Here is a 21,668-nt window from a genome sequence, read left to right as displayed (position 1 = left end):
TTTTAACCGGGCCTTATTTGAGCTTACGGATACCGAACAGGTCGAGAATCTTGCGCTCGAACCAGGGTTCGGTAATACCTCGCTTCATCTTGTAGAGAAAGTATTTCTCAAACGCGATCTTGCTCCACTGCACCCAATGGCCTTTTTTCATCCAGGCCACATTGCGCGGCGGAATCTGCGGTTCTGCAATAAAGGCAGCGCCGGTATGACCCAGATCGGCCAGACAAATGGCGTTCCAACTGGGCCGGCTTTGCAGTTCCCGGCCCTCAATGGAAGCCGTGATGTTATCGACGGTGGCGCGGGTCATGCTTTCGATCATATAGCCGGTTTTGGGCGCCCCTACCGGCAAGGCGGTGGCTTCTACCGGTGGTATCGCAATACAGACACCGACGCCATAGATATTCGGGAAAACCACATTGCGCTGGTACTCGTCGACTTTCAGAAAGCCTCTCGGATTGACGGCTTCGTCACCCAGACCGGCTACACAGTCCACGCCGCGGAAAGCCGGAATCATCATTGAATATTTGAACGGCAGCTGATGGGTTTTAACGGTCTCGGCTTTATCATCCACCTCTTCTACCCGCATCTGACCGGGTTCAACCTGTTTAACCCGGGCATTGGTGATCCACTTGATATCGTTCTTGCGAAACTCGGACTCGAACAGGCCTTTGGAATCGCCGACCCCACCCAGCCCCATATGACCGATATAGGGTTCCGGTGTCACAAAGGTCATCGGCACACGATCGCGGACTCTGGCTTTACGCAAAGCCCGGTTCATAATCATGGCAAACTCGTAAGCCGGACCGAAACAGGAGGCCCCCTGCACCGCACCAACCACGATAGGGCCCGGATCCTTAATAAACCGGCGCCAGCTATCATAGGCGTCTTCGGCGTGGTCAACGGTGCAGATGGATTCCGTATAGCCTTTAGGACCAAAACCTTCAACCTCATCAAAGGCGAGTTTAGGTCCGGTGGCGACGACCAGATAATCATAGCTGAGATGGGTGCCGTCAGAGAGCGTCAGTCGGTTGTACTGAGCTTCGATTTCACTGACACCGCTGTCGTAAAAGTCGATGCCTTTTTTATACAGCGGCGGCGCCAGCTCAAAACTGATTTGACGGCGTTTGCGCCAGCCGACCGCGACCCAGGGGTTACTGGGAACAAAATGAAAGATCGGGGTATTGGAAACCACCGAAACGCGGTGGTTATTGCCCAAAGCTTCCTTCAGCTCGTAGGCGGCGGGCAAACCGCCCGTGCTCGCACCGATGATGACAACATGCGCCATAAAGATTCCCGGCTCTCAGACAGAAACGCTCAAACTAAAACTTTTTACTCTTGCTGACAATCAATGCAGGGTGTCCGGGTCGCTACCGGGTGAGACCGCATCGGTAAAAATTTCCGCTACATCGACCTTATCGAAATGATAATGTTCATTGCAGAATTCACAGGCAACCTCAATACCCCCTTCGGCATCAATGATCTCTTCCGCTTCTTCCTGGCCCAGCATACTGATGGTTTCCGCCACCCGCTCACGAGAGCAGGTACAGGCAAAACTCAGTGCCGCCGGGTCAAACACCCGCACTTCTTCTTCGTGAAACAGGCGATGCAGCAAACTTTCCATTTCCAGTGTCAGCAGTTCTTCATCGGTAATGGTCGAGGCCAGTTGACTGATCCGTGACCAGTCTTCTTCGGCCTGTTGCTTGTCGGCTTCTTCGCTCGGCAATTGCTGCAGGAACAGGCCGGCGACATTGTGATCATTGGCATAAAGCCAGATTCTGGTCGCCAGTTGCTCAGAGTGAGCGAAATAGGTTTCCAGTGTCTCGGCGATGGTGTCGCCCTGAACACTGACCACGCCCTGGTATGGCTGTTTGGCACCTTCGACTTCGATGGTAATGGCCAGCGTACCTTCGCCAGTGAGATCAGTAAGACCAAGGTTTTCATCCACTTCCCCCTCCCACTGGGCAAAGGCACGCAGGGTATTGGCACTGGTACACTCCACCATCAGCAGGCTCACCGGGCCTTCTGAGCGAATCTGTAATACCAGCCGGCCTTTGATTTTGACTGTGGAAGTCAACAAGGCCGCCGCCCCCATCATTTCGCCCAGGACGCGGCGGATAGCGGCCGGATAGTGGCGGCGATTAAGGACTTCCTGCCAGGTTTCCTGCAGGTTAACCCACTCGCCACGAATCGCCGCATTATCAAAAAGAAAACGTTGTAAACAATCTGACTTCACGTTGGAACACCTTTAATGGTGAGGCTGAATAAAACAGAAAGGCCGGACATCACTGTCCGGCCCATTCTATCGCATCAGGGTCCGAGTTCTAAGCAATCTTGAGCAGAATCTCGTTGATACGTTTGACGTAAGTGGCTGGATCTTCCAGTTGACCACCTTCCGCCAGCAGCGCCTGATCGAAAATAATCGAGGTCCAGTCGCTGAAGCGCTCGTCATCCGATTCGTCTTTCAGTTTCACGACCATCGGATGTTCCGGATTCAGCTCCAGGATCGGCTTGCTGCCAGCCACTTCCTGACCGGCGGCTTTCAGCATCCGTTCCAGGTTCTGACTCATATCATAGTAATCGGCCACCAGACAGGCAGGAGAATCAGTCAGGCGATGGGTAATGCGTACATCCTTGACCTTGTCAGCAAGGTTTTTCTTGACCCGTTCAACCAGGTCTTCGAAGTTTTTGTCGGTTTCCTCGTGCGCTTTTTTCTCTTCCTCGTCTTCCAGCTCGCCGAGGTCCAGATCGCCTTTAGCGACAGATTGCATATGCTTGTCATCAAACTCGGTCAGCGAGTTCACCAGCCACTCGTCAACGCGATCGGTTAGCAGCAGGACTTCGATACCTTTCTTGCGGAAGACTTCCAGGTGCGGACTGTTTTTTGCCGCGGCGTAGCTTTCCGCGGTGATGTAGTAGATCTTGTCCTGCTTGTCTTTCATACGGCCGACATAGTCTTCCAGTGACACGGTCTGTTCCGCACTACCGGACTCGGTGCTGGCAAAGCGCAGCAGTTTAGCCAGGGTTTCCTTGTTGGCGAAGTCTTCGCCCGGACCTTCCTTGATCACCTGACCGAACTCTTTCCAGAACTCGGCATACTGCCCAGGCTCATTTTTCGCCATTTTAGTGAGTTCGCTCAGCACTTTTTTCACTGAAGCGGCGCGAATGGTGTCGATTGTCTTGCTGCTTTGCAGAATCTCGCGGGATACGTTCAGCGGCAGGTCATTAGTGTCGATGACACCGCGGATAAAGCGCAGATAACGCGGCATCAGCTGCTCGCTGTCTTCCATAATGAACACGCGTTTTACATACAGCTTGATGCCATGCATGCGGTCGCGATCCCATAGATCGAACGGCGCTTTGGACGGGATATACAGCAAGGATGTGTATTCAATATTGCCTTCAACCTTATTATGGCTCCAGGCCATCGGATCCTGGAAGTCGTGGGCAATCTGTTTATAGAACTCCTTATATTCCTCGTCGGAAATATCGTTCTTCGACAGGGTCCACAGCGCAGTCGCCTTGTTGACGGTTTCTTCGCCCTGATCAGCCTCATCAATCTCACCGTCCTCATTCGGTACGGCTTCTTTTTTCATCACAATCGGCAGATTGATATGGTCGGAGTATTTCCTGATGATGTTGCGCAAACGCCAACCATTGAGGAATTCGTCTTCGCCTTCACGCAGATGCAGGGTGATTTCAGTGCCCCGCTCTGGTTTTTCGATAGTTTCAATGGTGAACTCACCTTCACCACCGGATTCCCACTGCACACCATGTTCGGCACCGAGACCGGCACGGCGGGTTTTCAGCGTGACTTTGTCAGCAACGATAAAGGCCGAGTAGAAACCGACACCGAACTGACCGATCAGCTGTGAATCCTTGGACTCATCACCGGTAAGGCTGTCGAAAAATTTACGGGTGCCACTGCGGGCAATAGTACCGATATTATCGATGACCTCTTCGCGGTCCATGCCAATACCATTATCACTAATGGTGACAGTCCGGGCATCGGCATCAAAGTCCACCCGGATCTTCAACTCGGCATCATCTTCATAGAGTGCATCGTCCGACAAGGCCTGGAAGCGCAACTTGTCGGCTGCGTCGGCCGCATTGGAAATCAGTTCACGCAGAAAAATCTCCTTGTTAGAGTACAAGGAGTGGATCATCAGGTTCAGTAACTGTTTAACTTCAGTCTGGAAACCCATGGTTTCCTTATGTGCATCAACGCCCATTGAAATAATGCCTCCATCTGGCTGTTGGTTGGAATATGCACATCAAATGGGGACCGTCGTTCACAAAATCAAGTCATCTTTTCAAATTTTGCTGAACTTGGATTTTTGTCATCCGACCACCATAATAGGCAGGTATCAATAAGGATACTTCAAGCGCCACCACCGGACTGTTTCCTACATGTCGAAAAACGAGCTTCGCATCCTCACCTACAACCTGCACAAGGGTTTTAATACAAGCAATCGGCAGTTTACGCTGCACCCTATTCGAGATGCGCTGGTCGAAACCAACGCCGATATCATGCTGTTGCAGGAAATCCAGGGCGAACACAGCCAGCACGGGCTGGTTCATCATCAGTGGCCAAGCGAACCCCATTTCGAGTTTCTGGCGCAGGATGTCTGGCCACACTATGCCTATGCCAAAAACGCGGTCTACAGCGTCGGCCACCACGGTAATGCAATTCTCAGTAAATACCCGCTGGATAACTGGGAAAATATCAATGTTTCCCCCTTTACGTGGGCCAGCCGCAGCCTGCTGCACGGTGAAATCAAACTGCCCTGGCATGATGAGGTATTGCATATTATCTGCATTCATCTGGGCCTGATTGGCCTGGAAAGACGGCGTCAGTTCGTGACCTTATGTGAGCGCATTGAGGAACATGTGCCCCATGATGCGCCGCTGATCGTGGCAGGTGACTTCAATGACTGGGCTGGCCAGGCAGAAAAAAGACTGTCACAGCACCTGGAGCTGAAAGAAGCCTACCGCACGCTGCATAATCGCTATGCCCGTACCTGGCCATCCTGGATGCCGGTACTGAAAATGGATCGCATCTACTATCGGGGCATGGAACCCATTATCTGCGAACGACCACCGCATTCTTCCTGGAACCGGCTCTCCGATCACGCACCTCTGGTTGCCTCGTTTGAGTTCTGAGCCCGGCAGCCATGTCTCTGAAACAGCGATTATCAGGCTGGGCTGATAAACTTAAACAACACATCGCCGCGATTTATTATGTTTATCGCGATCCGGAAACACCGATGCTGACACGCTGGCTGGCACTGCTGGTAGCCGCCTATGCTGTCAGCCCTATCGACCTGATTCCGGATTTTATTCCGGTCATCGGCTATCTGGATGATCTGATTTTATTGCCACTGGGCTGTTGGCTGGTTATTCACAGTGTGCCGGACAGTGTCTGGCAGCGCAGTCTGGAAAAAGCCACCGATCGCACAGCACTGCCACGTTTTCAGTGGATGCCCTGGCTGGTTGTGATGCTGTGGATTGTTGTGGCGGCAGTCATAGCCTATGGGCTATTTGCCTGAGCGAACGAAACTGGACTTATGCGCAGGATCAGCTTAAATTGCGCGCGGATTGCAAAACTTGGAGTTGAAGATGCCTGATATTGTCGTGATGTTTTTCTTGCTGGGTTTGATCGCCGGTATGGTCAAATCTGATCTGGAAATTCCCAAAGCCGCCTATGATGTGCTCAGCCTACTGCTGATGCTGACCATCGGCCTCAAAGGCGGGATGGCCTTACATGGCAATATGGGCTGGCACCTGCTGCCGGAGTTACTGAGCGTCGCTGCACTGGGTTTTCTGATTCCGGCCGCGCTCTACCCCTTGCTGCGCAAACTGGTTGGCCTGACCGTGGCTGACAGTGCCAGTTTTGCTGCTCACTATGGCTCGGTCAGTGCCGGTACATTTGCGGTGGCGCTGGCTTATGCCGAAACCCATAACATGGATATCGGCGGTCAGGTAACTCTGTACCTGGTCTTACTGGAACTGCCTGCGATTCTGTTCGGCCTGCTGATTTTCAATAAGTTGTCCGGCGAAAAAGCCTCGCGCAGCCAGTCACATATTCTGCATGAAGCTTTTACCAACCGCGGCGTTATCCTGCTGGTCGGCGGTGTGATTATCGGCTGGATGTACGGTCCGCTCAAAGGTGCCGTAGTGACTGATCTCTATACCGGCATGTTCAAAGGCGTGCTGGCGCTGTTCCTGTTGGAAATGGGCCTGGTCGCCTCCGAAGCCTTGAAACGGGTGTCCATAGATAAAATCCGGGTTGTCCTGTTTGCGGTGCTGGCGCCTTCCGTCCTCGCCATGTTCGGCCTGCTGACCGGTCACTGGCTGGGTCTTCCGGAGGGCTCGGTGTTGATTCTGGGCACTCTGACCGCCAGTGCCTCTTATATTGCCGCACCGGTCGCGATCCGTTCGGCGATACCCAAAGCGGATATAGGTCTTGCGATGCTGGCCTCGCTGGGTCTGACTTTCCCGTTTAACGTTTTAGTCGGGATTCCGCTTTACCACAGCTGGATTCAATAAGCTGTGCTTGAAAAAGCAAACTAACGTCCCTAGCGCAAGACTCGTTCTGCCATGACAGACAGCACCGGGGACTGAGGTAAGTCATTGGCAACCATAAGCGCTAAACTGAGTCCATAGTTCCATCCCAAACTATTCAACAGGAGGCATTTATGGATTTGCAGCTCACTGGCAAACTGGCCCTGGTGACAGGCAGCACGGCGGGTATCGGCTACGCCATCGCCAAAACCCTGGCTGCTGAAGGCGCCGATGTCATCATCAACGGCCGCAGTCAGGAATCTGTTGATGAAGCGGTCGCCTCACTGGCAACAGAAGCGACCGGACGATTATTTGGTTTTGCCGGCGATATCGCCACCGCCGAAGTTGCCGACAGGCTTTATGACCAGTACCCCGACGTTGAGATTCTGATTAACAATGTGGGGATATTCGAACCGGTTGCCTTTGAAGACATCAATGACAGTGAATGGCGGCGTTTTTTTGAAGTCAATGTACTCAGCGGCGTGCGGCTGGCGAGACATTATCTGCCTGTCATGAAACAGAAAAACTGGGGCCGTATTATTTTCATTTCCAGTGAGAGTGGCATCCAGATCCCGGCGGAAATGATTCATTACGGCATGACCAAGTCAGCCCAGATTTCGGTGGCCCGGGGACTGGCCGAAGATGTCGCCGCTACCGGCATCACCGTCAACAGTGTGCTGCCCGGCCCCACCCGTTCACGCGGTGTTACGGATTTCGTCGAAGATATGGCTGAACAGCAGGGACAGACGCTGGAGCAGTTCGAGGCGGATTTTTTCGAGAATGTAAGGCCGACATCCCTCATCAAGCGCTTTGCCACTACAGATGAAGTCGCCTCAATAGTTTGCTATCTTGTCAGTCCACTGGCCTCGGCGACCACCGGCGCCGCAATTAGAGTTGATGGGGGTGTCGTCAAAAGTGCATTCTGATAACAACGGTGTCCTGCGACTCTGAGCTTTATCGAGAGACTATTTAAGACTAAAGCCAGACATGCGGGAGTCACTGAATTCATTTATTTTCATCCTGTTTATGCTGGGGCTCAGCATACCGGGCCATGCTGATAATGCTGGCCCGCCTGCTATTGAGATTAAACAGCTTGAGCAACTGCTTATTCGTGAACCGGCACAGTTTCTGGTCACCGACCCGGCAGTGACTATAGATGCCCTGCCGGAAGCTGAATTCCGGCCACTGACAGATACTGATATTAATCAGGGCATTTCCGATCAGGCTTTCTGGATCCGCTTTAGTCTGAAAAACACCTCCGACGAGGACATCAACTGGATTCTCGCGCATAAAACCGCTTATCTCGATCATATTGAGCTATTTTTGCAGGATGCGCAGGCTGCTACTCAGCATATTCAGCTTTCCGACCGCAACAAATTCAACAGCCGGCTTATTCCCTACCGCACATTGGCCGTTCCCCATACTACTGCCGCCGGCGGTATAACCAAGGTCTATCTCAAGCTCTATTTCGATAAAGCCGACAGCGTCACGCTGGATTTCGAACTCAGTGACGCTGCTGTCTTTACCCGGCAGCAGAACCAGGAATACCTGCTTTATGGCCTGTTTTACGGTGCGATGTTGCTGCTGATGGCAATCTCATTTCTCGGCGCAGTGCTGCTCCGGCAATGGCTGTATCTGCTGTATACCGGTTTTCTGCTCAGCAGCACGCTGATGTGGGCCTTGCTGAACGGTTTTGCCTATCAGTATTTATGGCCGACATCGGTGTTTTGGCACAACGAAGGCTTCCATATTATCTTTCTGCTGGTCGCCACTACTGCGATTTTGTTTTCACGCCAGTTTCTGATGACCCGTATACAGTTCCCGCAGTTGGATACATTGCTGAGATGGCTGCCAGTCCTGTTTCTGGCTGGCATTGTGCTGCGTTTCACCGGTGTTTATGAACCCGTGTTATACCTTGCTATGCTCAGCATAGTCAGTCTGTTTCTGCTCAGCCTGCTAGGCCTGAAAGCCTATCTGCAGGGGCTGATTTATGCCCGCTGGTATGCCCTGGCCTGGCTGGTTTACGGTTGTGGCCTGGCTTTAAGTGTGACTGCCGCCACGACCTCTCTCCTGCCCTGGGGCATGAACACGCTGATTTATGCCCAGTTAGGCGCTATTGTCGAGGCGCTCATGCTGCTCATAGCACTGGGCGATAAAGTCAGACACTGGGAGCGTGACCATCAACAAATCCTGCAACTGGTCCAGCAGGATCCCTTGACCGGACTGGGAAACCGGCGGCTGATGCCGGAAGCGATGAAGTCGCTGTACAGTGCTTTTATCCATAATGGCAAGCCGGTGTTTATGGCACTGCTGGATCTGGATGACTTCAAACAGATCAATGACCGGTTTGGTCATGAAGCCGGCGATGACGTCATCAAACTGCTGGCTTCATTAATGCAAACCCATTCCCGTAGTGAAGATGTCTGTATTCGCCAGGGCGGTGATGAATTCCTGATCCTGTTCCAGGCTGGCAATGAACAGAAAGCGATCGACAAAATCGACCGCCTGCGGCGGGTGTTTTACGACAATAGCTTTCAGATTGATGGCAAAAACTTCTCAGCCAGTCTCAGTGCCGGTCTCAGCATTTTATTCAATACTGACAAAGTCTTATCTGAACAAACTGCTTTCCGTCGTGCTGATCGCGCGCTTTACCGTGCCAAACAGGCGGGCGGTAACCAGTGTCTGATATACCAGAGCCATAGCGATGCGCTTGGGGCGGAGGAGCCGGAGCGCCACTATTCATGAATACGCCTATTTACACAGGCCGTTATGCTCCCTCCCCCACTGGTCCTCTGCACTTTGGTTCCCTTGTCGCTGCCGTCGCCAGTTTTCTTGATTCCCGTGCGCATCAGGGGCGCTGGTTACTGCGCATGGAAGATCTCGATAAACCACGTGAAATGCCGGGGGCTGCGGACGATATTCTGCGCACCCTGGAGGCATACGGTTTCGAGTGGGACGACAAGATTATCTATCAAAGCGAGCGTCATGACGTCTACCAGGCCACACTGGATCAGCTGATTGCTGATGACAAGGTCTACAGTTGCAATTGCAGCCGACGCGAAGTCGCCGATATTGCTCATGCCGGCATCGAAGGTCCTGTCTACCCCGGACTCTGCCGTGATGGCCTCAGCCGTGATCGGAAGACCATCGCCTGGCGCTTTAAAACCGATGTGGCGCATCTGGTTTTCAACGATCGCATTCAGGGCAGCATCGATCACTGTATGCAACGGGATATCGGTGATTTTGTACTCAAACGTGCCGACGGTCAGTTTGCCTATCAACTCGCCGTGGTGGTGGATGATGCTGAACAAGGCATAACACATGTTGTGCGCGGTGCTGATCTGCTGAACTCAACCAGTCGCCAGCTTCTGCTGCAATACAGTCTGAATCTGCACTCGCCGGTGTATGCCCATATTCCCATCGCAACCAATGAGCGCGGTGAAAAGCTGAGCAAACAGACTCAGGCCAAAGCGCTGCGTGTCGATAATGCAGCGCTGATGCTGACACAGGCTATACAGTTTCTCGGCCTCAATCCGCCTGATGCGCTTGCTCAGCTCCCGCTCAGTGATATCTGGCAGTGGGCATACGAGCACTGGCAGTTAGAAAAAGTGCCACAGCAATCCAGTTAAACAGCCACCCAGAAATTGGAAAAACCGATTAATGAAAACCGGCCTGGGGCCGACATAATCAGCATATTGATTAGCTTGCCAACCACAGGCGCAGACACTTAACAAGGAACCACCCCATGCTCAGCCAGTTGACCGTCAGAAAGAAACTTATTCTCGTTGCCGTTATGGTTGCACTGACATTAATTACCATCCTGGCATTGGAACAGCTTGCAATGCGTAAAGTGGTACAACTGGAAAATCTGGCCCTGGAGGCCCAGCAGGCGGAGGTGGAAATGCTGACCCTCAGACGCCATGAAAAAGATTTTCTGGCACGACTCGACCCTAAATACATTACGGGCTTTCAACAAACTCAGGCATCGTTAATAAGCCGTGCTGATCAAATGGCGATTGAGCTTGAAAAACAAGGTCTGGATAGTGCCGCCGCTGAAGACCTGGGTTTTTACGTCAGCGACTATGCCATTTTCTTCAGTGATATTTATGCATTACAGAAAGAAATTGGACTGACCCCGACTGACGGGCTCTACGGTGCGCTGAGGGCTTCGGTTCATAATATCGAAGAGCGGCTGAATACCTTCAGTGAAGATACCCTGCTCAAGCATATGCTGATGCTGAGAAGACATGAAAAAGATTTCATGCTGCGTCTGGATATGAAGTATATCCCCCGCTTCAATGATCAAGTTAAGACTTTCAAAGCCGCGCTCAATGACAGCTTTCTACCGCCTGGCACTCAAACGGAGATCAGTGGTTTGCTGGATAATTACCAGCAGGATTTTCTGGCGCTGGTTGAGGGTTATCAGAAAAAAGGACTGGACAGCAATAGTGGCCTGCTTGGGGAAATGCGCGCTACCATCCATGAAAGCCAGGGGGCGCTGGATAATCTGGATAAGCTGATGAAATCATCAGTTCCGGCAACCATCCAACGTTATGAACGTTGGATTCTGGCTATTTCCGTGGTGCTGGGTGTGGCAATCATCTGGTTAATCATGGCTATCAGCCGCAGCATTATCCAGCCCCTGCAGCAGTTGTCTGGGACCATGCGCGAAGTCGAGGAGACTAAAAATCTCAGCATCCGCGTGCCGGTCAACGCCAAGGATGAAATTGCTGAGATGGCGGCCTCGTTTAACGGCATGACCGGTACGTTCCAGAAACTGATTGAAGATGTCCTGACATCGGCTCAAACCGTCAGTGCGGCTGCGGAGCAACTGGCCGTGGTATCACAGCAAAGCCGCGAAGGCGTCATCAATCAGCAAAGCAGCAGTGAGCAGGTCGCGACGGCTATGAACGAAATGACTGCCACCGTGCAGGAAGTCGCACGCTATGCCGCTCAGGCTGCGAATGCATCCAAGGTCTCTGATGAGGAGACCGTCAAAGGCAAAGCGGTAGTGCAGAAAACGGTCGCCGGTATAAAGCAGTTGGCAGTTCAGAGCAGCAACAATGCTGAAGCGATCAAAAACCTGCAGATGGAAAGCGACAATATCGGCACCGTACTGACCGTGATTCAGGAAATTGCCGAACAAACCAATCTGCTGGCACTCAATGCTGCGATTGAAGCTGCCCGTGCCGGTGAATCCGGTCGCGGCTTTGCGGTGGTTGCCGATGAAGTCCGAACCCTGGCCCAGCGCAGCCAGCAGTCTACGGAAGAAATCAAAACGATTATCGAACGTCTGCAAGGTGGCGCCAATCACTGTGTTGAAGCCATGCTGAGCGGCAAGGAACAGGTCGAGTTAACGGTGACTCAGGTCGAGGAAGCCGGCCAGTCACTGGATGTTATTGCCGATAAAGTGAAATCAATTCTGGATATGAACACCCATATTGCCAGCGCGGCAGAAGAACAAAGCGCGGTGGCCGAAGATATCAATCGTAATATCAGTCATATCGCGCAGGTGGCCGAAGAGAATGCTGACAGTACTTCACAGACCACCGAAACCAGTCAGAGCCTGGCCAAACTGGCCGCAGATCTGCAGAAACTGATCAGCCAGTTCAGAGTGTAGTGGTTGAAATTAAGCGGTTTCGTGAGCTGTTTATTGTCATACACAGACCGCTTCGCGCTATCATCAAAGCTGGAATTATTATCAGGATGATGAGCTATGCCCCGCTTGAGCTGTTTAATACTGAGTTTTTTTCTGTTGCTGTCCCTGACCGCCTGTGATCAGTCAGCCTCAGAAACCAGTACACAGCAGGCCCTTTTAATCAGCGGCGAAGCTGATATTCAGGGTAGCGTCAGCGGCAAAAGCGGCAGCAGCCTGACCGTCAGACTGGAAAATCTTTCTGCCCTGCCCAGTGGCAATGCCATCATCGTCGAAAAAAAGTCGGCTATGGAGAAACCGCAGCAACCCGTGCCATTCAAACTCCGCGTCTATCGTGATCAGTTACAGGTCGGCACCACCTACATTCTCAGAATCATTTATCAGGCTGTTGACGGCCGCCGCTGGACTAACAGCCGGCTTTACACTATCGACCGTGCCAGTGAACAGACTGAGCTCGGTAGAATTCCGCTGCAGCCTGTTATCCCGGCTCAGGCAAACAAGGCACAGCTTTTTTTATGCGGCGAGAAAACCGTCAAACTGATTGAACACCAACAGCGCGTTCAGCTGCATGTGCAGGATGATGTTTATCACCTGCAACCGGTAGTATCGGCCTCGGGAGCCAGGTATCAGTCGATAGACGAAAAAGTGTTGTTCTGGAATAAAGGTATCGAAGCCATGTTGTCGATGGCCGATTTCGACTGGCCGACCTGTGCCCGGGTCAGTCAAGATGTGCTGGCTTTATTCCCATTTCGCGCTCATGGCAATGAACCGGGCTGGATCCTGTCGGCCAATGTTGATGAAGTGGTGCTGGACTGGAATTACGGTCAACAGCATCTGGTGATGCCTTACCCGGAACTGGATCTGACTCACAGCGGCTTTGTACTGCACTCGGAGGCCAATGTTCCGTTGCTCAAAGTGAATGTCCTGCACAGTCTCTGCCGGGACAGTATGTCAGGACGACCCTACCCTCAGCATGTGGAATTACATTATGGAGACTTGCACCTCAGCGGCTGTGGCGGTGACAGCTATGCGCTGCTGACCGGCAAGGAATGGATTGTGGAAGATATTGGTGGTCAGGGACTGATTGATTTCACCCGGGTTACCATGCAGTTTGACAGCGAGGGACGCTTATCCGGACATGCCAGCTGTAACCAGTACACCACTGCTTATGAATTCAGTGAACAACTGGATATCGCCGATCCCATCGCTACCCGCAAAAGCTGTGCACCGGCACTGATGAAACAGGAACAGCGTTTTCTGAATTTTTTAAGCGAAGTTCAACAGCTGGACTTTGACCCGACCGGAGCCCTGCTGCTGATTACGGCGAACGGTCGAACAATTACCGCCCGCCGTTGAATCAGTCTGACTGTATCACCACATGGCTGTGATAACGGCGATTGCCTTCCAGTTTACGCAGCAGCACATAGAATACCGGAGTAAAGAACAGACCAAAGAAAGTCACCCCGAGCATCCCTGAAAATACAGTAATACCGATGTCATTACGCATTTCTGAGCCGGCGCCGGTCGACAGCACCATTGGCACCACACCCATAATAAAGGCAAACGACGTCATCAGAATCGGACGCAGACGCATACGGCTGGCTTTGATTGCGGCTTTAACGGTCTGCATGCCGTTGATTTCCAGTTCCCGGGCAAACTCAACTATCAGAATGGCGTTTTTACTTGCCAGTCCCGCCAGAACGAAGAAACTTATCTGCGTAAAAATATTACTGTCACCGTCAGTCAACCAGACACCAAAGACGGCGGCCAGAATCGATAACGGTACGATGGTAATGACCACCAGCGGCAGAATGAGACTCTCGTATTGAGCCGCCAAAACCAGGAACACCAGCAGCAGGCACAGCGGGAAAATATACATTGCCGTATTTCCGCTCAGCACCTGCTGATAAGTCAGATCCGTCCATTCAAACACCATACCCGGCGGCAGGGTTTCTTCCAGAATTTTGCTGATAGCATCCTGTGCCTGACCACTGGAATAGCCGGGGGCGGCGTTACCGTTCAGGTCAGCAGCAAGATAACCGTTGTAGTGCGCGGCACTTTCCGGACCGTAACTTTCCTGCATTTCAATCACACTGCCCAGCGGCACCATCTCACCCTGGGTATTACGCACCTTGAGGTTCAGCGCATCATCCGGACTGTTACGGTAAGGCGCATCCGCCTGAGCAATGACCTGGTAGGTACGGCCGAACTGATTGAAATCATTGATATATAACGACCCCAGGTAAATCTGCATGGTGTCGAAGATTTCCTTGACGTTAAGGCCCAACTGCTTGGCCTTGGTCCGGTCCAGATCGGCATACAACTGCGGTACATTGATCTCATAGTTTGAATAGACACTGGTCAGTGCCGGGCTCTGCCAGGCCTTTTGCAGCGACTGATCGACCGCTTCCGCCAGTTTTTCATAACCCAGATCAGCACGATCCTCGATCTGTAGTTTAAAACCGCCGGTTGTACCCAGTCCACGTACCGGAGGCGGCGGGAAAATAGCGATAAAGGCTTCTTCTATCTGAGCGAACTTGGCCTGCAAACGGCCCGCAATCGCCCCGGCTGACAGACTGGGGTCGGTGCGCTCATCAAAGGAATCCAGCGGCACAAAGACGATGCCGGCACTGGGACTGTTAGTAAATCCATTCACCGACAGGCCCGGAAACTGCACCGCATTAGCGACGCCCGGTTCTTCCAGCGCGATACGGCCCATTTCACGGATAACTTCTTCGGTCCGCGCCAGTGATGCGCCGTCCGGTAATTGGGCAAAACTAATGAGATATTGCTTGTCCTGCGCCGGTACAAACCCTTTCGGCAGCGCATTCAGGCCATAGACCGTGAAACCAAGCAGAATCGCATAAATCACAACCGAAATGGATTTATGACGCAGCAAACCAGCCACCGAATTGGAATAACCATGCGAAGCGCGCTTGAAGCTGCGGTTGAACCAGTTAAAGAACCAGCCGAACAGAAAATCCATGACTTTGGTCAGCCGGTCTTTTGGCGCATCATGAGCGCGTAGAAGCAGGGCTGACAATGCCGGGCTCAGGGTCAGTGAATTAATCGCCGAAATCACGGTTGAAATCGCAATGGTCATCGCAAACTGCTGATAGAACTGACCGGTCAGCCCGCTGACAAAGGCAATCGGTACAAACACCGCGACCAGCGTCAGCGAGATGGCAATAATCGGGCCGCTCACCTCACGCATGGCCTGGTAACTTGCTTCCAGCGGTGACAGTCCGGACTCGATGTTACGCTCGACGTTTTCCACCACCACAATGGCGTCATCGACCACAATACCGATAGCAAGTACCAGACCAAATAGCGATAAGGTATTAATCGAAAAGCCGAACAGGTGCATGACCGCAAAGGTACCGATAATCGATACCGGCACGGCAAGCAATGGAATCAGAGACGCCCGCCAGGTCTGCAGGAAAACGACCACCACGATGACCACCAGCAGCAATGCTTCCAGCAGAGTTTTAATGACCGCGCGGATCGATTCTTTAACGAATACCGTGGGATCATAGACCACCTCATAATCCACGCCCTCCGGGAAACGCTGTTTGAGGTCGGCCATGGTGGCACGCACATTATCGGAAATCTGAATCGCATTGGCGCCGGGCGACTGGAAGATCGGAATCGCCACCGCCGGCTGGTTATTCAGCATCGAATTAAGGCTGTGCTCCGAGGCTTCCAGCTCAACCCGGGCGACATCCTTGAGGCGGGTGATCTGCCCGGCGTCACCGGCGCGGATGATGATTTCCTCGAACTCTTCCGGTGTTTCCAGACGTCCTTTGGCATTGATCGGTAATTGCAGCTCAACCTCATCATCCATCGGCGCGCCACCTATCAGGCCGGCCGCTACCTGCACATTCTGTTCGCGAATGGCATTGACCACATCACTGGCTGTCAGTCCTCTTTCAGCCACTTTCTCCGGATTCAGCCAGATCCGCATCGCATAGTCACCGGAGCCGAACAGGCGCACATTACCAACGCCCTCGACTTTGGCGAGCTCATCCTTCACATGCATCAGTGCATAGTTACGCAGATACAGCTCATCGTAGCGCTTATCGGGCGAGATCAAATGCACCACCATTGTCAGGTCAGGTGAACTCTTGACCACCGTCACGCCCAGTTGCCGGGTCACTTCCGGCAGCCGCGGGGTCGCCTGGGTAACCCGGTTCTGCACCATCTGCTGCGCCAGATCGGGGTCAGTACCGATCTTGAACGTTACGGTGAGCGTCATGCGTCCATCTGATGTTGCCTGCGAGAACATATACAGCATGTTCTCGACACCGCTCAGCTGTTCTTCCAACGGCCGGGCGACAGTCTCGGCAATGACTTTAGGATTGGCACCGGGGAATGAAGCATTCACCACCACCGACGGCGGTGCCACCTCGGGATATTCCGAGATTGGCAACTGGAACATCGAGATCAAACCGGCAATAAAAATGAGCATGGACAAGACGCCGGCAAAGATCGGACGGTCCACAAAAAACTTAGATATATTCATCGCGTTCCTTCGTTCAGAAAGCTACAGGCTGAAAGGCGCTTATTCAGTGACGGCGACTTGTTGAGCCTCGGCAGGTTTGGCAGTGACCTTGCTGTTGGGGCGGATATGGGACAAGCCATTCACCACCACCCGATCACCTTTCTGCAGACCCGACAGCACGATCCGGCTGCCTTTGTGATGGGCGCCGAGTGTTACCTCGTGATAGCTGACTTCATCATTATCATTAATAACGTAGACGAACTTCTTATCCTGGTTGGTGCCCACAGCCCGTTCCGGAATCAGCAAGACAGACTGGGTTTCCGCTGTACCCAGGCGCACATTGGCATACATGCCGGGCGTCAGCGCGCCATCAGTATTATCGAAGATAGCTCTGGCGCGAATTGTGCCACTGCTGACATCAAGCTGATTATCAAATGAGTGAATCTTGCCCTGGTAAGTCACGCTGGTATCGGCGGCCAGCGTCATTTCCACCGGCATCGCTTTATCGCCCTGGCTATGACGCATGCTTCTCAGATAGGTTTGCTCATCGATATCAAATTCTGCATAGAGCTTGTCATTGGCGACCAGCGTGGTCAGTACCGGCGCATTGGGTGAGGTTTCTATGATGTTGCCTACCGTCAGCTCTGCACGGCTGACCTGACCGGCAAACGGTGCCCGAATATAGCAATAATCCAAATCCAGCTTCGCCTGGGCAAGCGCGCTGCTGGCTTCTTCTATCGCCGCTGTGGCGACCTGAAATTCATTTTTAGCCGCATCAAACACGCTTTCTGAAACCAGCTTCTTTTTCACCAGTTGTTCAGAACGATCCAATTCATCTTTGGCTAATTTTGCACGGGAGCGGGCTGAGGTCAGTTGGGCTTCAGCGCGTTTGACGGCCGCCTGGTAGGGTCGTGGGTCAATCACGAACAACAGGTCGCCTTTTTCCACTTTTTGCGCATCTTCAAACAGAACCTGCTGTAACTCACCGCCTACCAGTGGCTTGATTTCAGCCATATCGACCGCACTGAGGCGTCCGGAAAATCCAGTCCAGATACGCACTTCCTGCGGTGTGACCGTGACAAATTCCGCAACCGGAGGTGGAGGCGCAGCCGCAGCAGGAGCTTCCTGAGACTGTTCACTATAGGCGCTGTTGAAATAAACGGCAGCGGCGGCAACAGTGATCACCAGCAATAAACTGAGCTTGAACCAGCCACGCGACTGACGTTTCGATGATGTATTTGACATGCGTTATCTCCCACTGCCCTGCTGGCAGCGCTGACCTTCCTTGAAATCATTCCGGAGCGGAATGCAGATGCGAAAGCTTACATACCGGTCGGTATGCTCGTCAAGTTGCAGGCTAAAACGCGGGTATAGTGCATCAAAAAAACAAGACTATCTTATTGTTAATAAAAAACTATTGTGTTTTACCTCACTGATACAGCGCATTCCATCGTTGCGCAGGAAATATGACCACGCGATGACATTTTCCTTGTCACACAAACCGTATGGTATTTATACTGGACAGAATTTTTCATGTAGCGAACAACATGTCTGTCATAGAAACTAAAGAAAAACTGCTCGAAACAGCATTGGCGCTGATCTGGCAAAGCAATTACAGCGTGGTCGGTGTCAATGAGATCTGTAAGCAGGCCGGTGTCACCAAGGGGGCGTTTTATCACCACTTTGAGTCCAAAGCCAGTCTGTTCTGTGAGGCCACCGCTTTCTACTGGCAAGTCATTAAGAAAGACCTCGACAACATCTTCTCTCCGGTTAACAGCCCGCTGGAACAACTGGAAAACCTGATCCAGTTTCTGTTCCGTTCCAAACTCAGTGACAATACCGTTCGCGGCTGTCCGTTCTTCAATGCCGGTGCCCAGATTGGCACCGATGACGAGAAAGTCATCGAAGCGCTGAAAAATCTCTCACAAAAAGCCATCACCTACAATCTCGCGCTGATCAAGGCACTTGATAACGGCGGTTACCTGGAACGCAGCGGTGATAAGGAACAGCAGGCCCGGCTGATTTATCACTACATTCATGGTGTGATGAGTTATGCCTATGTGCAGCCTGATATCGAGACTATCAAGAGAGATCTGCCGGAAGGAATGTACCGCCTGCTGGGCGTGAAACAGGAATACTGGTTCACCACCTCACCAACCTGGGAAGCTGAGCCGGCTATTTTCCAGCACCGGGGTTAGTCAGGCCTTCAGCGGCCATTTTTCCAGCACATCATAACGCACGCCCCGTTCGGTCGATACCGATTCCACCAGAGCAAAGTCCTTCGCATGAACTGTGATCGGTTTGAAGTTTTTTGCTGGCCGCCGCTGAGCCTTGCGTGCCAGCGTGATATGGGCCCGGTAATGCCGTTTATCGAGTCTGAGCGGATAAGACTCAAGCATTTTTGTCAGCGCGTTAACCAGTGAATAGAGATTTTTCGGTTGTCGGTGACAGGTCAGGCACATCACACGCGGCCGCCGCCAGTAATCCAGTTCATCGAACTGCAGTGTAATCGGGCTGCCCTGAATCATCGCCGCATCACGCTGTACCGCTCTGGCAATGTCCTCCTCCACATTCCCCAGAAACACCAGTGTGATATGCAGATTGTCTGGAACCAGCTTGCGGCCGGGTTCATCAATGGAATGATTCAAAGCATCAATTTGCGCGCGGGTCTGATCATCGGGCCATAAAGCAAAAAACAGGCGTTTCATCACTGGACCATTAAAAACTGATGGTCTGGTTACGTCCACGATGTTTGGCGCGGTAAAGCGCCTGGTCTGCCCGCTTGATACAGTCTTCAATCATTTCGTCATCCCGGAAATCGGTCACCCCCAAACTGGCTGTAATGCTCATCTTATCAATACCGAAATCGGTCTGACCAATCAGTGTGCGCAGTTGTTCGGCCAACCTCCATGCACCCTGCAGATCGGTTTCCGGACAGAGGATCAGAAACTCTTCTCCGCCCCAACGTCCGGCGATATCAGCACCGCGCAGATTTTGAGTGAGCAGATCCGAGATTCTTTTCAGGATCTCATCACCAACGACATGACCGAAGGCGTCATTGATGCGTTTGAAATGATCGATATCCAGTATCAGCAATGAAAACACATGACCGTAGCGATGATAACGCTCCAGTTCAGACTCGAATGCCTCCTGCAGATAAAGCCGGTTGGGCATACCGGTGAGATGATCCCGACGTGACACATGTTCCAGTTGTCGGTTGGCCAGCTGTAACTGGCGGTTGGTCCGCTTCACCGTGTAATAGTGATAAAAAAACAGGCATGACAACAGCAATACGCCTGCCAGCACCTGCCAGATGAGGGTTGTATTGATTTTGTAATCAAACTCCAGTGACAGCCAGTTATTGAGAATCCGCTGTCGTTCCACTTCATGAGTTTCAGTGATGGCTTTGTTGTAGATGGAAAGCAGCAGTGGTAAATCGCGACGTACGCCGACAGACATGGAATAATACTGTTCCAGCACACCACTGATTTTGATATGCGAGATCCCGTGTTTCAGTGTCTGGTAGTTAATACTGGGGACGGTATCGATAAACCCATAGACCTGGCCTTTTTCAACCTGTTTGAGTCCGGCACGTGCCGAATCCACCAGTCTCAGGTTAATGTCCGGGTATCGACTTCGAATGAGTTCAACCCCGGCATAGCCTTTTACCATGGCAAAGGTTTTGTCCATCAGCGGCAACAGGTTGATGATAAATTGCTGATCAGGCTGGGTCGCGACGGCAAAAGGATAGTTGATGAAAGGCTGGGTGACACTTAGGTAATGCCGGCGACTGGGCAGATCCTGGGCGCTGGATAAGACATCACATTTTTTCTGTTGCATGAACTGCAAAGCCTGTTCCCAGCTCCCAGTGACCTGGATCTTTACGGGCTTCGCTATCATATCAGACCAGAGTTCATGGAAATCAGACATGATGCCGATGTACTGCCCGGATTTACCAATCGCCTCGTAAGGCATCCAGTCAGGGTCACTGCACAGACGGATCACCTCAATCGAATCCAGCCATTGCTGCTCTGTTGCGCTGAGCGTGAGCCGCTCTCCAGCGACCAGAACAGGAAAAACCGCGGCCAGCAACAGTAATGCCAGCAGCGGTTTTTTTATCCCTTGTTTCGTCCCTGAAAACATAGTTAAAGCTTATCAGTTATTCATGGTCACGAATAAATACCCAGTCATCGCCCTTGGACATTTCTTCATTGAAACGGTAACCATCATAGTCAAATTGTTTAATGGCTTCTGGCTCCGATAATTTGTGATCGATGATATAGCGGCTCATCAGACCACGGGCTTTCTTGGCATAAAAACTGATCATCTTGTACTGACCGTTTTTCCAGTCCTTGAACACCGGTGTGATGATGCGGGCATCGAGCTGTTTAGCCTGCACCGCTTTGAAATATTCATTAGAGGCCAGGTTAATCAGCACACCATCTTTGAGCCCCTCATCCTGCTGCAGCGATTGCCGCAGCTTGTCGCCCCAGAAAGCATAAAGATCTTTACCGGCCTGATTCTCGAGCCTGGTACCCATTTCCAGCCGGTAAGGCTGAATCAGATCCAGCGGTTTAAGCACACCGTAAAGCCCGGACAGAATCCGGAGATGCTTTTGTGCGAAATCAAAGCCGGCTTTATCCAGACTTTCGGCATCCAGCCCGGTATAGACATCGCCTTTAAATGCCAGCACCGCCTGCTTGGCATTATCTGCCGTAAACGGCCTCTGCCATGATTCATAACGCGCCGCATTAAGGCCGGCCAGCTTGTCACTGAGTTTCATCAGGCTGGCAATATCGGTCGTGCTCAACTTTCTCAGTCTGTCGATAAGCTTGGCCGAGTCATCCAGAAATCGTGGCTGACTGGCTTGTTTGGTGACAGGGTCGGTATCAAAATCCAGCGTCTTTGCCGGTGAAATCACCATCAACATGGTTGGCTGCTATCCTTTTT

The 21,668-nt window shown here is 52.2% G+C and carries 17 protein-coding genes; 9 read left to right on the top strand and 8 right to left on the bottom strand.

Features of this window, described 5'->3' with window-relative positions; translation table 11 throughout:
• Positions 1–13: 13 nt before the first annotated feature.
• From FH755_RS11770 to htpG, 3 genes are all read right to left on the bottom strand, one after another.
• The gene (locus tag FH755_RS11770; RefSeq protein WP_292441313.1) at positions 14–1,285 is read right to left on the bottom strand and encodes an FAD/NAD(P)-binding oxidoreductase; all 1,272 of its coding nucleotides are present in this window, start codon (positions 1,283–1,285) and stop codon (positions 14–16) included.
• 60 nt (positions 1,286–1,345) lie between these two features.
• A complete protein-coding gene (hslO, locus tag FH755_RS11765) occupies positions 1,346–2,233 on the bottom strand; it encodes an Hsp33 family molecular chaperone HslO (RefSeq protein WP_292441312.1) in 888 nt (295 codons plus the stop codon).
• An 88-nt stretch (positions 2,234–2,321) separates the two neighbouring features.
• Positions 2,322–4,229 (bottom strand): molecular chaperone HtpG, encoded by a 1,908-nt coding sequence (gene htpG / locus FH755_RS11760; protein ID WP_292441311.1) that lies wholly within the window; start codon positions 4,227–4,229, stop codon positions 2,322–2,324.
• Positions 4,230–4,407: 178 nt separating this feature from the next.
• On the opposite strand from htpG, the gene FH755_RS11755 reads away from it, so the two are divergent.
• From FH755_RS11755 to FH755_RS11720, 8 genes are all read left to right on the top strand, one after another.
• Complete coding sequence (locus FH755_RS11755; RefSeq protein WP_292441310.1) at positions 4,408–5,160, top strand: endonuclease/exonuclease/phosphatase family protein; 753 nt, start codon at positions 4,408–4,410, stop codon at positions 5,158–5,160.
• Between the two features lie 11 nt (positions 5,161–5,171).
• A complete protein-coding gene (locus tag FH755_RS11750) occupies positions 5,172–5,546 on the top strand; it encodes a YkvA family protein (protein ID WP_292441309.1) in 375 nt (124 codons plus the stop codon).
• A 70-nt stretch (positions 5,547–5,616) separates the two neighbouring features.
• Positions 5,617–6,546 (top strand): sodium-dependent bicarbonate transport family permease, encoded by a 930-nt coding sequence (locus FH755_RS11745; RefSeq protein WP_292441308.1) that lies wholly within the window; start codon positions 5,617–5,619, stop codon positions 6,544–6,546.
• 149 nt (positions 6,547–6,695) lie between these two features.
• Positions 6,696–7,487, top strand: coding sequence for an SDR family oxidoreductase (locus FH755_RS11740; RefSeq protein ID WP_292441307.1), 792 nt, complete (start codon positions 6,696–6,698; stop codon positions 7,485–7,487).
• A gap of 61 nt (positions 7,488–7,548) precedes the next feature.
• Complete coding sequence (locus tag FH755_RS11735; protein ID WP_292441306.1) at positions 7,549–9,306, top strand: diguanylate cyclase; 1,758 nt, start codon at positions 7,549–7,551, stop codon at positions 9,304–9,306.
• Positions 9,303–10,190, top strand: coding sequence for a tRNA glutamyl-Q(34) synthetase GluQRS (gene gluQRS, locus FH755_RS11730; RefSeq protein WP_292441305.1), 888 nt, complete (start codon positions 9,303–9,305; stop codon positions 10,188–10,190). The genes FH755_RS11735 and gluQRS overlap by 4 nt, the downstream gene beginning before the upstream one ends.
• A 116-nt stretch (positions 10,191–10,306) precedes the next feature.
• Positions 10,307–12,181, top strand: a complete 1,875-nt coding sequence (locus tag FH755_RS11725) for a methyl-accepting chemotaxis protein (protein ID WP_292441304.1) — start codon at positions 10,307–10,309, stop codon at positions 12,179–12,181.
• Between the two features lie 105 nt (positions 12,182–12,286).
• The gene (locus FH755_RS11720; protein ID WP_292441303.1) at positions 12,287–13,573 is read left to right on the top strand and encodes an META domain-containing protein; all 1,287 of its coding nucleotides are present in this window, start codon (positions 12,287–12,289) and stop codon (positions 13,571–13,573) included.
• A 1-nt stretch (position 13,574) separates the two neighbouring features.
• On the opposite strand, the gene FH755_RS11715 is transcribed toward FH755_RS11720, so the two are convergent.
• On the bottom strand, positions 13,575–16,739 hold the full coding sequence (locus FH755_RS11715; protein WP_292441302.1) for a multidrug efflux RND transporter permease subunit: 3,165 nt from the start codon (positions 16,737–16,739) through the stop codon (positions 13,575–13,577).
• 39 nt (positions 16,740–16,778) lie between these two features.
• Entirely contained in the window at positions 16,779–17,963 is a 1,185-nt protein-coding gene (locus FH755_RS11710) for an efflux RND transporter periplasmic adaptor subunit (RefSeq protein WP_292441301.1), read from the bottom strand.
• Between the two features lie 302 nt (positions 17,964–18,265).
• Here FH755_RS11710 and FH755_RS11705 point away from each other — a divergent pair, with 302 nt between their 5' ends.
• The gene (locus FH755_RS11705) at positions 18,266–18,916 is read left to right on the top strand and encodes a TetR/AcrR family transcriptional regulator (RefSeq protein ID WP_292441300.1); all 651 of its coding nucleotides are present in this window, start codon (positions 18,266–18,268) and stop codon (positions 18,914–18,916) included.
• On the opposite strand, the gene thpR is transcribed toward FH755_RS11705, so the two are convergent.
• From thpR to yaaA, 3 genes are read right to left on the bottom strand one after another with little or no spacing between them, the layout of a single operon-like run.
• On the bottom strand, positions 18,917–19,426 hold the full coding sequence (thpR, locus tag FH755_RS11700; protein ID WP_292441299.1) for an RNA 2',3'-cyclic phosphodiesterase: 510 nt from the start codon (positions 19,424–19,426) through the stop codon (positions 18,917–18,919).
• Positions 19,427–19,436: 10 nt separating this feature from the next.
• The gene (locus FH755_RS11695) at positions 19,437–20,861 is read right to left on the bottom strand and encodes a diguanylate cyclase (protein WP_292441298.1); all 1,425 of its coding nucleotides are present in this window, start codon (positions 20,859–20,861) and stop codon (positions 19,437–19,439) included.
• Between the two features lie 16 nt (positions 20,862–20,877).
• A complete protein-coding gene (gene yaaA / locus FH755_RS11690; RefSeq protein ID WP_292441297.1) occupies positions 20,878–21,648 on the bottom strand; it encodes a peroxide stress protein YaaA in 771 nt (256 codons plus the stop codon).
• Positions 21,649–21,668 lie beyond the last annotated feature (20 nt).

The sequence above is a fragment of the Methylophaga sp. genome (assembly GCF_009711715.1).
Lineage (GTDB): Bacteria > Pseudomonadota > Gammaproteobacteria > Nitrosococcales > Methylophagaceae > Methylophaga.
This window is presented reverse-complemented; position numbering and strand designations above follow the sequence as displayed.

Excerpts from the sequence above, each read along its gene's own strand:
- FH755_RS11710 (WP_292441301.1), bottom strand. The coding sequence starts at position 17,963 with ATGTCAAATACATCATCGAAACGTCAGTCGCGTGGCTGGTTCAAGCTC.
- htpG (WP_292441311.1), bottom strand. The coding sequence starts at position 4,229 with ATGGGCGTTGATGCACATAAGGAAACCATGGGTTTCCAGACTGAAGTT.
- FH755_RS11695 (WP_292441298.1), bottom strand. The coding sequence starts at position 20,861 with ATGTTTTCAGGGACGAAACAAGGGATAAAAAAACCGCTGCTGGCATTA.
- yaaA (WP_292441297.1), bottom strand. The coding sequence starts at position 21,648 with ATGTTGATGGTGATTTCACCGGCAAAGACGCTGGATTTTGATACCGAC.
- FH755_RS11735 (WP_292441306.1), top strand. The coding sequence starts at position 7,549 with ATGCGGGAGTCACTGAATTCATTTATTTTCATCCTGTTTATGCTGGGG.
- FH755_RS11740 (WP_292441307.1), top strand. The coding sequence starts at position 6,696 with ATGGATTTGCAGCTCACTGGCAAACTGGCCCTGGTGACAGGCAGCACG.
- FH755_RS11705 (WP_292441300.1), top strand. The coding sequence starts at position 18,266 with ATGTCTGTCATAGAAACTAAAGAAAAACTGCTCGAAACAGCATTGGCG.
- thpR (WP_292441299.1), bottom strand. The coding sequence starts at position 19,426 with ATGAAACGCCTGTTTTTTGCTTTATGGCCCGATGATCAGACCCGCGCG.
- FH755_RS11725 (WP_292441304.1), top strand. The coding sequence starts at position 10,307 with ATGCTCAGCCAGTTGACCGTCAGAAAGAAACTTATTCTCGTTGCCGTT.
- FH755_RS11715 (WP_292441302.1), bottom strand. The coding sequence starts at position 16,739 with ATGAATATATCTAAGTTTTTTGTGGACCGTCCGATCTTTGCCGGCGTC.
- gluQRS (WP_292441305.1), top strand. The coding sequence starts at position 9,303 with ATGAATACGCCTATTTACACAGGCCGTTATGCTCCCTCCCCCACTGGT.
- FH755_RS11755 (WP_292441310.1), top strand. The coding sequence starts at position 4,408 with ATGTCGAAAAACGAGCTTCGCATCCTCACCTACAACCTGCACAAGGGT.
- FH755_RS11750 (WP_292441309.1), top strand. The coding sequence starts at position 5,172 with ATGTCTCTGAAACAGCGATTATCAGGCTGGGCTGATAAACTTAAACAA.
- FH755_RS11745 (WP_292441308.1), top strand. The coding sequence starts at position 5,617 with ATGCCTGATATTGTCGTGATGTTTTTCTTGCTGGGTTTGATCGCCGGT.
- FH755_RS11770 (WP_292441313.1), bottom strand. The coding sequence starts at position 1,285 with ATGGCGCATGTTGTCATCATCGGTGCGAGCACGGGCGGTTTGCCCGCC.